Raw genomic sequence first — 12109 nt, forward strand, 5'->3', positions numbered from 1 at the left:
CACATGGTAGTCGACCGCCAGCGCGTAATCGGGGTCGTCATCGCTATCGACCATCAGATGCCCGGCCTTGGTGAGCAGCTTGTGGCAGTCGCGCGACAGGTGCCGCAGTTGCAGGCGCTTGCCCGCCGCGGCGTATTTCGCCGCCACCGCCTCGATCGCCTGAAGCGCAGACTGATCGACAACGCGGCTGTCGGCGAAATCGACGATCACCGACGACGGGTCGCCCGCGACGTCGAAGAGCTCAGTGAACCCGTCCGACGACCCGAAGAACAGCGGCCCCTGCACCTGATAGACCTTGGCCCCTTCCGGCGTCACATAGCTGCGCGCATGGATGCGGCGGGCGTTGTTCCAGGCATAGGCCAGTGCCGAGACGATCACGCCCACGACCACAGCCACCGCCAGATCCTCATAGACCGTCACCACGGTCACCAGCACGATCACGAAGGCATCGGTCAGCGGCACCCGGAAGAGGATGCGCAGCGAGTTCCAGGCGAAAGTGCCGATCACCACCATGAACATCACCCCCACCAGCGCCGCCAGCGGGATCATCTCGATCAGCGGCGAGGCGAAGAGGATGAAGCTCAGCAGGAACAGCGCCGCGACGATCCCGGCGATGCGGGTCCGGCCACCGGATTTCACGTTGATCATCGACTGGCCGATCATGGCGCAGCCGCCCATGCCGCCGAAGAAGCCGGTCACCGTATTGGCGGCGCCCTGGGCGATGCATTCCTGGCTGGCGCCGCCGCGCTGGCCGGTCATCTCGCCCACAAGGTTCAGCGTCAGCAGGCTTTCGATCAGCCCGATAGCTGCGAGGATCACCGCGTAAGGGGCGATAATCTCGAAGGTTTCCCAGCTCAGCGGCACCGCGGGAATATGGAAGGTCGGGAACCCGCCCTCGATCGAGGCCATGTCGCCGACGCGCGGCGTGTCCAGCCCCAGCGCGATCACCAGAACGGCGGTGACCACGATGCCCGCCAGCGGCGCGGGCACCACGCGGGTCAGCTTGGGCAGGCCCCAGATCACCGCCATGGTCAGCCCCACCAGCCCCAGCATCAGGAAAAGCGGCATGCCGCTCAGCCATTCGCTGCCGCCCGATCCGGGCACCTTGAACTGCGTGAGCTGCGCGAGGAAGATCACGATGGCAAGCCCGTTGACGAAGCCGAGCATCACCGGATGCGGCACCAGCCGGATGAACTTGCCCCAATGCAGCGCACCGGCGATCATCTGAAGGATCCCCATCAGCACCACCGTGGCAAAGAGATACTCCACCCCGTGTTCGGCCACCAGCGCCACCATGACCACCGCCAGCGCCCCCGTCGCCCCCGAGATCATCCCGGGCCTTCCGCCGAAGACCGCCGTGATCAGCCCCACCATAAAGGCCGCATACAGCCCCACCAGCGGGTGCACCCCTGCGACGAAGGCAAAGGCCACCGCCTCGGGCACCAGCGCCAGCGCCACGGTCAGGCCCGACAGCACATCGGTCTTGATCTGGCCGGGGGTCAGGCGGCCGGTCGGGTGAATGCTCAGGTCGGGCATGGAAATGCGGCTGGCGTAGCGAGCCAGTAGGGCCTTGGCCATCGGGTCTGTCCTGTTCGTTGCTTGCGCGCGGGGCCGGGGTACTGCACCACGGTGAAAAACACCACCCGCTTGCTCGAAATTCCCGTTCGGCCGGGCCTCCGCCGGGCCCTGCGGGCGATCCGGCCTCTCGTTCCCGGCGCGTGCCGGCCGGTGTGCCCCCCTCCGCCGCATCCCTGCGCCCGGGCGCAAGGTTTTTCCCTCTTTGCGGGTGCGGCCCCTTTCCTTCTCCCGCCGGCCATTGCAGGCTGCCGCCGAACCGCACGGAGCAGCTCGCATGACAGAGACCATGATCGGCGTGATCGGAGGATCGGGCGTCTACGACCTCGATACGCTGGAGGACAAGCGCTGGACGGCGGTTGCCTCGCCCTGGGGCACGCCTTCGGACGAGATCCTGACGGGCACGCTCGACGGGGTGAAGATGGCCTTCCTGCCGCGCCACGGGCGCGGCCATGTGCATTCCCCCTCCTCCGTCCCCTACCGCGCCAATATCGACGCGCTGAAACGGCTGGGCGTCACCGACGTGATCTCGGTCTCCGCCTGCGGCTCGTTCCGCGAAGAGATGGCGCCGGGCGATTTCGTCATCGTCGATCAGTTCATCGACCGCACCTTCGCCCGCGAAAAGAGCTTTTTCGGCACCGGCTGCGTCGCGCATGTCTCGGTGGCCCATCCCACCTGTCCCCGGCTCGGCGCCGCCTGCCTGACGGCGGCGCGGGACGCGGGCATCACGGTGCATGACGGCGGCACCTATCTGGCCATGGAGGGCCCGCAGTTCTCCACCCTGGCGGAATCGCGGATGTACCGCGAAAGCTGGGGCGCGGATGTGATCGGCATGACCAATATGCCCGAGGCCAAGCTCGCCCGCGAGGCCGAGCTCTGCTACGCCTCCGTCGCCATGGTCACCGATTACGACAGTTGGCACCCCGATCACGGCGCGGTGGACATTTCGGACATCGTCAAGGTGCTGCTGGGCAATGCCGACAAGGCGCGCAGCATGGTGCGCCGGCTGCCCGCCCTGCTCGGCACCGAGCGCGCGCCCTGCCCGCATGGCTGCGACCGCGCGCTCGATCACGCCCTGCTCACCGCGCCCGACAAGCGCGACCCGGCGTTGCTGGCCCGGCTCGATGCGGTCGCCGGGCGGGTGCTCGACGGCGCCTAATTGCCCGGGATCGGCGCCTCGCGGATCAGCCCCACCTTGGCGCGCGCGACCACATCGAAGGTGAATCCGCTGGTGCCGCCGCAATCCTGATCTTTCGGCGCCACCGCCCGGGTGTTCAGCGTCGGGCACATCGCGGCCAGCGCGCTCGGATCGCTGACGAGGATCGGTTCCGGACGGAAGCTGATCCCCACGGTGGTGCGCAGCCTGTGGCCGTCCCCACCCGCTTCCAGCGTGGTTTCCACCAGCGATTTCTCGACGACGCAGGCCTTGTTCTTGCGCTCCACCACCGCCCGGGCGACGTTGCACCAGCAGTCCACGGGCATGCGCTCCTCGATCTGGCCGACCACCCGGCTGACCTCGCCGGTAAAGGTCAGGCCACGCCCGAAGAGCGCATTGTCGGCGGGCGCCCCGTCTTCGGCGGGCAGACCGAACAGCGCCTTCGCCGCGCGCACGTAGCGGAAAAACCGCTCCTGCGTGTCATCGACCATATTGTAATAGCGTGCGCGGATTTCGCTGTCGCGCCGTGCCGGCGAGCGCAGATCCAGCGAACAGAGCAGCCCCTCGAGCCGCTGCCCGTCGGGCGAGAGCGCCACGATATCGCCGGCCTCGAACGGCTCGGCCACCACATGGCGCTGCATCTCGTGCTTGATGGAGACATCCATCTTGCTGATCCCCATGAGGAAGGAGAACCCCACCAGCATCGCCGTCGTCAGCCCGACGGCGGAAAGAACGATCCGGAACATCGGTGCCTCCTATTTCGGGCAGCAGATGCCGGGGCCGCATTGGTAATGCGTCTCCGGACAGGTCGGGACCGGGGGCGTTTGCGGCTGCGCCTGAGCGACCGTGGCGAGCACCACGGCACAGACGGCCGCTGAAAACAAAACTTGGGTCATCTCAATCTCCGAAAAAGGTCAAATGAATCTGCTCGAATGGCGGGATCATGCCGGAAAAGACGACCAAAAACAATCTATGGGTGTTTTCCACACCAAAAACACCCGCAGCAAGGCCCGGTTTTTCATCGCCGGCTCGCGCGACGGATTGCACCGCCGGCACGCGGGCGCCACAGTACCGGAAACGATTTCAGGACTCCCGCCCATGCCCCTCGATCTCTGGCTGACCTTCGTCGCCGCCTCCACCGCGCTGCTGCTGATCCCCGGCCCCACCGTGCTTCTGGTGCTGTCCTATGCGCTCTCCAAGGGCCGCTCGGTCGCCGTCGCCTCCGCCGCTGGCGTGGCACTCGGCGATCTCACCGCCATGTCGCTCTCGCTGGCCGGGCTCGGCGCGCTGGTGCTGACCTCGGCGCTGCTCTTCACCGTGCTGAAATGGGCCGGGGCCGCCTATCTCGTCTGGCTCGGCATCAGGTTGCTCCGCTCCGCGCCGAAAGAGGGGCTGGCCCTGCCCAGCACCGAGGTCACCCCCAGGGGCGTCTTCGCCCATGCCGCCGCGGTGACCGCGCTCAACCCCAAAAGCATCGCCTTCTTCATCGCCTTCGTGCCGCAGTTCCTCGACGCCAGCCGCCCGCTGCTGCCGCAATTCGCGATCCTGGTCGCCACCTTCGTGGGGCTCGCCGCGCTCAACGCGCTGGTCTATGCGCTGGCCGCCGACCGTCTGCGCAGCGCCATCGCGCGGCCCCGCGTCATCGCCTGGCTGACCCGCGCCGGCGGCACCGCGCTGATCGGCATGGGGCTGCTGACCGCCACCCTGCGCCGCGCCGCCTGAGCCCCGCCGATGATCCAGCAGAAACAGGTCCGCGACTATATTCGCGCCATCGTCGATTTCCCGCATGAGGGGATCGTCTTCCGCGACGTGACCACGCTTTTCGCCGATGCCCGCGGCTTCCGCATGGCCATCGACCAACTCCTGCACCCCTATGCCGGGGTGCATTTCGACAAGGTGTTGGGGCTCGAGGCGCGCGGCTTCATCCTCGGCGGCGCGGTGGCGCATCAGCTCTCGGCGGGCTTCGTGCCGATCCGCAAGAAGGGCAAGCTGCCCGGCGCGGTGATCTCGGAAAGCTATACGCTGGAATATGGCGAGGCGGTGGTCGAGGTCCACGACGACGCCATCGCACCCGGCGAACGTATCCTGCTGGTCGATGACCTGCTCGCCACCGGAGGCACCGCCGAGGCGGGCATCAAGCTGGTGGAACGGCTGGGCGGCGAGATCATCGGCTGCGCCTTCATCGTCGATCTGCCGGATCTGGGCGGGCGCCAGAAGCTCGAGGCGATGGGCATGGATGTGCACGCGCTCTGCGCCTTCGAGGGTCTCTGACCCACGCGCCTCGCGCCCGGCCCGACGCACCGATATTTGCGTATTTGGAAAGAGAAGAAGGGCAAAAGCACCGCCCCTGGCCTTCTTCTCTTTTTAAAATACGCAAAATCCAAACCCCGCCGGAATCGCAACGCCCCGGACAAGGCGTCACCCCCGCCAGAGCCCCCCGAGGCCCCCGGCAAGGACGGGGGCCGAGACACCCTGCGCGCCGCAGGCGCCCCACCGGATCAGGCGGCGTTGGCCGCCTTGCGGGTCTTGCCGGCATTTGCGTCGATGAACTCCAGCACCAGCGGCCGGATATTGTTGCGCCAGCTCTTACCCGCGAAGATGCCGTAATGGCCCGCGCCCGGCTCAAGATGGCTCGCCTTCTTGCTCTCGGGCAGCCCGGTGCACAGCTCCAGCGCCGCGATACATTGCCCGGGCGCCGAAATGTCGTCCTCGGCCCCTTCGACGGTCTTCACCGCGACATCGGTGATCTTGCCGATATCCACCTTGTGCCCCGCGACCACAAAGCTGTTCTTGGCGATCTCGCCGTTCTTGAAGATCCGTTCGACGGTCGAGAGGTAGAACTCGGCGGTCATGTCCATCACCGCCAGATATTCGTCGTAGAACCGGTTATGCGCATCGTGATCCGAGGCCTCGCCGCGCGTCACCCGCAGGATCTGCTCGGAAAACGCCTTGGAATGGCGGTCGGCGTTCATCGACACGAAGGAGGTGAGCTGCAACAGGCCCGGATAGACCAGCCGCCCCACGCCCTTGTACTTGAACCCCACGCGCTGGATCATCGATTCCTCGAGCTGCCCCATGGTCACGCGATTGCCGAAATCGGTCACGTCGGTGGGGGTGGCGTCGGGGTCGATGGGCCCGCCGATCAGGGTCAGCGTGCGCGGCTGCGCATCCGGGTCGAGCTCGGCCAGATAGGCGGTGGCCGCCAGCGTCAGCGGCGCCGGCTGGCAGACCGCGATCACATTGGTCTCGGGGCCCAGCTCGCGCATGAAATCCATGAGATAAAGCGTGTAATCCTCGACATCGAACTTGCCGCAGCTCACCGGGATGTCGCGGGCGTTCTTCCAGTCGGTCACATAGACCTCGGCATCGGGGATGAGCGAGATCACCGTCGAGCGCAGCAGCGTCGCGTAATGGCCCGACATCGGCGCCACCAGCAGGATCTTGCGCGGCTTGGTCTCGCGCCCGACCACGTTGAAATGGATGAGATCGGCAAAGGATTTCTCCACCACGGTCTCGATCTCGACCAGGTGGTCGCGGCCGTCGGCGCAGGTGATCGACCGGATCCCCCAGCTCGGCTTGACGACCATGCGCTGAAAGCTGCGCTCGGTCACCTCGCCCCAGGCGGCAAGCCAGCTGATCATCGGGTTCGGCATCACTGCCAGCGCCGGATAGGACGCCATCGACTTCGCCGTTGCACCGAGCCACTGGTTGGTGTTGCGCAGCGTCTCCATCAGATCGTAGGTCGCCATGTACCGCATGAGCGGGTCTCCTGTTCCGTGACATAGCCAGGCACCCGGCCCCGGTCTGCATTTCTCCCCTCTGCACCCAAGACTTGCCCGAACTCGAACCGATTCACCGCTTTGCCCGCGGCTTTGGCATCGTTATTCTAAGTATGGGAGAAGATAGGGGGGATTCGCGCTTATGACAACAAAAGGTGGCGTCATCAGCCCTGAACGCGAAAAATTGGACGACAATCTTGCCAAGGTAGAGGAATTGACCCAGCGGCTGATGGATGCGCTTGCGCATCGCAAGCCGTCCAATCCCGCCCTGCAAGGCCCCGAGCCGACGCTCTACTCCAAGGCCGCCCAGGCCTATTGGCAGGAATGGCTGAACAACCCGTCCAAGGTGTTCGAGCAGCAGGTGGAATACTGGGGCAAATCCCTGCACCATTTCATCGAGGCCCAGCAGGCGCTGGCCGAGGGCAAGCTCGCCCCGCCCGAGGATACCGGCCCGAAGGATCGCCGCTTCAAGAACCCGCTCTGGGACAGCAATCCCTATTTCAACTACATCAAGCAGCAATATCTCATCAGTTCCGAGGCGATCCGCGACGCGGTCGGCAAGATCGAGGATCTCGACGAGACCGAAAAGCGCCGCCTGCGCTATTTCGCGCAGCAGATCACCGACATGATGGCGCCGACGAATTTCTTCGCCACCAATCCCGACGCGCTGCAAAAGGCGCTGGAAACCGAGGGGGCGAGCCTCGTGCGGGGGCTGGAGAACCTTGTCGCGGATCTCGAGGCCAATAATGGCGAGCTGGTGGTCCGTCTGGTGGACGAGAACGCCTTCGAGGTCGGCGGCAACATCGCCACCGCCAAGGGCGAGGTGGTGTGGCGCAACCGCATGATGGAGCTGATCCAATATGCGCCGACCACCGACAAGGTCCGCGAAACGCCGCTGCTGATCTTCCCGCCCTGGATCAACAAATACTACATTCTCGACCTCAAACCCGAGAACAGCCTGATCCGCTGGATCACCGATCAGGGCTATACGCTCTTTGTGGTGAGCTGGGTCAATGCGGATGAGAGCTATCGCGATGTCGGGCTCGAGGATTACGTCGAGGACGGGTTCCTGACGGCAATGCGCATCGTCCGGGAAATCTGCGGCGTCGAGCAGCTCAATGTGATCGGCTACTGCATCGCCGGCACCACACTGGCGCTCACCCTGTCGCTGCTCAAGAAACGCGGCGACAAGCAGGTGAAATCCGCCACCTTCTTCACCGCGCTCACCGACTTCAGCGATCAGGGCGAGTTCACCCCCTTCCTGCAAAACGATTTCATCGACGGGATCGAACAGGAGGTGAAGGCGAGCGGCATCCTCAAGAGCTTCATCATGGCGCGCACCTTCTCCTTCCTGCGCTCCACCGATCTCATCTACACGCCGGCCATCCGCTCCTACATGATGGGCGAGACGCCGCCGGCCTTCGATCTGCTTTACTGGAACGGCGACGGCGCCAACCTGCCCGGGCGCATGGCGATGCAGTATCTGCGCGGGCTGTGCCAGGACAACAAGTTCTCGGAAGGCCGGTTCGAGCTGATGGGCGAGACGCTGGACCTGCACGATGTGGATGTGCCGCTGATGTCGGTCACCGCCGAGACCGACCACATTGCCGCGTGGAAGGATTGCTACCGCGGCGTACAGAAGATGGGATCGCGCTCCAAGAACTTCATCCTCGGGCAGTCCGGCCATATCGCCGGCATTGTCAACCCGCCGAGCAAGAAGAAATACGGCCACTACCTGAACCCCGACCTGAGCCTGAGCGCGGAGGAGTGGCTGGACACCGCCAGCTTCCACGAAGGCAGCTGGTGGCCGGTCTGGGAGGCCTGGCTGCGCAAGCGCTCGGGCAAGCTGGTGCCCGCACGTCAACCGGGTGATTCGGCCCATCCGCCGCTCTGCCCCGCCCCCGGCACCTATGTGCGCGTGAAAGCCAACCAGTAAAATCAACCATTTGCAGAATTATGCTGCGTTGCAGAAATTTCACTTGAAATGCTGCACCGCAGCATTCATATTCTTGTCAGCCGATGAATACGGGGGGTGGGCCCCCGGGGCAGACAGACAGGAATTTTGCAATGGCCGCCAAGACGCAAGACTTCACCGCCATGATGAAAGACATGATGGGCTCCTTCCCCGTGGACACCAAAGCCATGGACGAAGCCTTCAAGACCACCGCGACGCTGAACGAAAAGCTGTCGTCCGTTGCTCTGGAAGCCGCCGAGAAGTCGACCGAGATCTCCGCCAAGTGGACCAAGGACACCCTGGCCAAGCTCACGGATATGTCGAAGGTCAAGAAAGAGCCGGCCGATTACGCCAAGGCGATGACCGATTTCGCCTCCGCCCAGGCTGAAGTCGCCGCCGAGAACATGGCCGCCTTCGCCGAGATCGCGAAGAAGGTCCAGATGGACACCGTGGAACTGATGATGGCCGCCGGCAAGGACTTCACCGAAGACGCCACCGCCGCCGTTAAGAAGGCCACCGACGACATGACCGCCGCCGCCAAGAAAGCGACCGCGAAGTAATCGCATTCCCGGCCCCTCCTCCCTTGGGCCGGGCACAGACATTGCGCCCCTCTCCTCCCAATCCGGCGCAATGACGTGGGGCGGGTTCTATTTTGAGCCCGCCCTTTTTTATTTAAATTCATATAGTTAAGAAGACACCCCCATCTGGGCGGAGAGCCGCTCATTTCATGAAACTTTCCTGAAATTCACGCTCCGGGGCTTGCAATGCTGCACTGCGGCGTCAACATTACCCTAGCGTAAGCCAAGGCGGAGCATCCGCCGCAATTCCGCAAGGAGGAACCGACACATGGCACTGACGCAAGATTTCACCGACACCCTGAAAGACATGATGGGCAGCTGGCCGATGGACACCGCGGCGATGGAAGACGCCTGGAAGACCTCGGCCGGTTTCAGCGAGAAAGCCTCGGCCATCGCGCTCGACGCCGCCGGCAAGACCACCGAGATTTCGGTGGGCTGGACCATGGAGACGCTGGACCGCATGGGCGATCTGTCCAAGGCCAAGCCCGCGCCCGTGGATTATGCGCAGGCCATGGCCGATTTCGCGTCCTCGCAGGTGCAGAGCCTGTCCGACCATATGGCGGCCTATGGCGATGTCGCCAAGAGCGTCCAGACCTCGGCTTTCGAGCTGCTGATGGCCGTCGGCAAGGATATGGCCGATGATGTGACAGCCACCGCCGCCGCCAGCGTCAAGGCCACCGAGAAGGCCGCGGAAAAGGCGACGACGACCGCCACCACCGCCGCCAAGCGCCCCACCGCCGCCGCCAAGAAGGCCGCCGCAGAGCCCGCCACCCCGCCGGCCCCTGCCGCCCCCGAAAGCTGACCCCAAAGCACGGCTGAAAACGAAAAACGCGGCCCCAGGGCCGCGTTTTCTTTGTTCAGAGACGAACAGACAAGGTCAGTCGACGATCGTCGCCTGGGTTGCGGCGCGCAGCTCTTCCTCGCTGACGCCATCGGCCAGTTGGACGATCTTCAATCCGCCCTCGACCACATCCAGCACACCGAGATTGGTGATGATCCGGTCGACCACCCCCTTGCCGGTCAGCGGCAGGGTGCATTCCTTCAGCACCTTGCTGTCGCCATGCTTGTTGGTGTGATCCATCACCACGATAACCTTGCCGACACCGGCCACCAGATCCATCGCGCCGCCCATGCCCTTCACGAGCTTGCCGGGGATCATCCAGTTCGCCAGATCGCCCTTTTCATCGACCTCCATGGCGCCCAGGATCGCCGCCGCGATCTTGCCGCCCCGGATCATGCCGAAGCTGGTGGCGCTGTCGAAATAGGCGGTGCGCGGCAGTTCGGTGATGGTCTGCTTGCCGGCGTTGATCAGGTCGGGATCCTCGTCGCCCTCGAAGGGGAACGGGCCCATGCCCAGCATGCCGTTTTCCGATTGCAGCGTGATGTCCTTGTCGCCCACGTAGTTGGCGACCAGCGTCGGGATGCCGATCCCGAGATTCACATACATGCCGTCTTCGAGTTCCTCGGCCGCCCGCGCGGCCATCTGGTTGCGATCCCAGGGCATTACGCTTCCTCCCGCTTGCGCACGGTGCGCTGTTCGATCCGCTTCTCGTGCTCGCCCTTGATGATGCGGTGCACGTAGATGCCGGGAAGGTGGATGTGATCGGGGTCCAGTTCGCCGGGTTCGACGATCTCTTCCACTTCCATCACGCAGACCTTGCCGCACATGGCCGCCGGCGGGTTGAAGTTACGCGCGGTCTTGCGGAAGATGCAGTTGCCGGTGGTGTCCGCCTTCCACGCCTTGACGATGGAGAGATCGGCGAAGATGCCTTCTTCCAGAATGTAATCCTGGCCCCCCCAGTTCTTCACTTCCTTGCCCTCGGCGATCACAGTGCCCACACCCGTCTTGGTGTAGAAGCCCGGAATGCCGCAGCCGCCGGCGCGCATACGCTCGGCCAGCGTGCCTTGCGGGTTGAACTCGAGCTCCAGCTCGCCCGACAGGTACTGGCGCATGAACTCGGCGTTCTCGCCCACGTAAGACGACATCATCTTCTTGATCTGCTTGGTATCCAGCAGCTTGCCGAGGCCGAACCCATCGACCCCGCAGTTGTTGGACGCAATGGTCAGATCCTTCACACCGCTCTCGACGATGGCGTCGATCAGCAGTTCAGGAATGCCGCACAGGCCAAAGCCCCCCGCCGCAATCAAAATTCCGCCCTGCAAAAGCCCATCGAGCGCTTCCGCCGCCGAGCCGTAGACCTTCTTCATGGAAAACTCCCCTCCTGAAGCAATTGCAGGATGTTGTGCCGCGATGCCGTTGCAAAGTCAACGAATGCGGCGCCTTTCGCGCCACCTCTGCAAAGCTCTCGGGGAAGGGAGGGTCAGATGACCCGCACCTGCGTGCCGATCGGGCAGAGTTGATACAGCTCTGCGATCTTCTCGTTGTAAAGTCCGATACACCCATCCGAGCTGCGGCGCCCGATCTTGCGGGTGTCGTGGGTGCCGTGGATGATGTAGGCGGGCCAGCCCAGATACATCGCATGGGTGCCAAGCGGGTTGTCGGGCCCCGGAGGGATCGGTTTCCAGTCCGGATAACGTTCGAGCTGCGAGGGAGTCGGTGTCCAGGACGGGCCCACCACCTTGCGCACGATCTCGGTATAGCCGCGCTTGGTCAGCTCATCGGTCTTCGGCACCGAGGTCGGATAGACCCGATAGCCGGTGCCGTCGGCATTCCAGAAATGCAGCGCGCGCGAAGCGGTGTCGGCAACGATGCTCGCCACGCCCGGCGTCTCGAAATGGTCGCGCCAGTCCTGCATGGCAAAGCTCGAGATATTGTGGCGCACCAAACTCTTCGCCCGCGCTTGCGCCGGAACGACCGGGAGCAGCGCCGCCGCACCGGCGGCACCCATGAGAGCACGGCGGGAATACAGCTTGTCAGCCATGGCTTTGCCTTTGTTTCCTTCGTTTCAAGAAATATACGCTTAAAAATGGGGCTTCGACGCACCATTTTCCAATCACATCTTCTTGCAGACTCGCCACGATGCGAAAAAATCACGAAAAACCGGGAAAATTCGCGAATCAGGCGAATATCCCGTTACTTTTTCGCTCAAAAGCAGTGCAAATCCCC

At 64.1% G+C, this 12109-nt stretch carries 12 protein-coding genes; 6 read left to right on the top strand and 6 right to left on the bottom strand.

From position 1 onward, the window contains the following. Positions 1-1578 (bottom strand): SulP family inorganic anion transporter (locus M4578_RS07315; protein ID WP_258092806.1); only part of this gene is annotated, 1578 nt, incomplete at its 3' end. Between the two features lie 274 nt (positions 1579-1852). On the opposite strand from M4578_RS07315, the gene M4578_RS07320 reads away from it, so the two are divergent. Beyond that, complete coding sequence (locus M4578_RS07320; protein ID WP_258092807.1) at positions 1853-2734, top strand: S-methyl-5'-thioadenosine phosphorylase; 882 nt, start codon at positions 1853-1855, stop codon at positions 2732-2734. Here the strand turns inward: M4578_RS07320 and M4578_RS07325 are convergent. Further along, on the bottom strand, positions 2731-3477 hold the full coding sequence (locus M4578_RS07325) for a hypothetical protein (protein WP_258092808.1): 747 nt from the start codon (positions 3475-3477) through the stop codon (positions 2731-2733). The two genes, M4578_RS07320 and M4578_RS07325, sit on opposite strands and share 4 nt — an antisense overlap. Before the next feature lie 352 nt (positions 3478-3829). On the opposite strand from M4578_RS07325, the gene M4578_RS07330 reads away from it, so the two are divergent. Together M4578_RS07330 and M4578_RS07335 are read left to right on the top strand one after the other, a co-directional pair. Continuing rightward, positions 3830-4453, top strand: coding sequence for a LysE family translocator (locus tag M4578_RS07330; protein ID WP_258092809.1), 624 nt, complete (start codon positions 3830-3832; stop codon positions 4451-4453). A gap of 12 nt (positions 4454-4465) precedes the next feature. After that, positions 4466-5002 (top strand): adenine phosphoribosyltransferase, encoded by a 537-nt coding sequence (locus M4578_RS07335; RefSeq protein ID WP_258092971.1) that lies wholly within the window; start codon positions 4466-4468, stop codon positions 5000-5002. 227 nt (positions 5003-5229) lie between these two features. Here the strand turns inward: M4578_RS07335 and phaZ are convergent, their stop codons facing one another. After that, positions 5230-6489 (bottom strand): polyhydroxyalkanoate depolymerase, encoded by a 1260-nt coding sequence (gene phaZ / locus M4578_RS07340; protein WP_258092810.1) that lies wholly within the window; start codon positions 6487-6489, stop codon positions 5230-5232. Positions 6490-6652: 163 nt separating this feature from the next. On the opposite strand from phaZ, the gene M4578_RS07345 reads away from it, so the two are divergent. From M4578_RS07345 to M4578_RS07355, 3 genes are all read left to right on the top strand, one after another. Beyond that, entirely contained in the window at positions 6653-8446 is a 1794-nt protein-coding gene (locus M4578_RS07345) for a PHA/PHB synthase family protein (protein ID WP_258092811.1), read from the top strand. 131 nt (positions 8447-8577) lie between these two features. Then, entirely contained in the window at positions 8578-9024 is a 447-nt protein-coding gene (locus M4578_RS07350; protein ID WP_258092812.1) for a phasin family protein, read from the top strand. Between the two features lie 286 nt (positions 9025-9310). Next, positions 9311-9844 (top strand): phasin, encoded by a 534-nt coding sequence (locus M4578_RS07355; RefSeq protein ID WP_258092813.1) that lies wholly within the window; start codon positions 9311-9313, stop codon positions 9842-9844. Positions 9845-9919: 75 nt separating this feature from the next. Here the strand turns inward: M4578_RS07355 and M4578_RS07360 are convergent, their stop codons facing one another. The 3 genes from M4578_RS07360 to M4578_RS07370 all read right to left on the bottom strand — a co-directional run bounded on the left by M4578_RS07360 (position 9920) and on the right by M4578_RS07370 (position 11924). Beyond that, positions 9920-10546, bottom strand: a complete 627-nt coding sequence (locus tag M4578_RS07360) for a 3-oxoacid CoA-transferase subunit B (RefSeq protein WP_258092814.1) — start codon at positions 10544-10546, stop codon at positions 9920-9922. After that, positions 10546-11250 carry a CoA transferase subunit A gene (locus tag M4578_RS07365; protein ID WP_258092815.1) on the bottom strand — a complete coding sequence of 235 codons (705 nt, stop codon included), beginning with the start codon at positions 11248-11250 and terminating at the stop codon, positions 10546-10548. Before M4578_RS07365 ends, M4578_RS07360 begins: the two co-directional genes overlap by 1 nt. A gap of 113 nt (positions 11251-11363) precedes the next feature. Next, positions 11364-11924, bottom strand: coding sequence for a L,D-transpeptidase (locus M4578_RS07370; protein WP_258092816.1), 561 nt, complete (start codon positions 11922-11924; stop codon positions 11364-11366). Between the last annotated feature and the right edge of the window lie 185 nt (positions 11925-12109).

This window comes from Salipiger pentaromativorans, assembly GCF_024721115.1.
Lineage (GTDB): Bacteria > Pseudomonadota > Alphaproteobacteria > Rhodobacterales > Rhodobacteraceae > Salipiger > Salipiger pentaromativorans.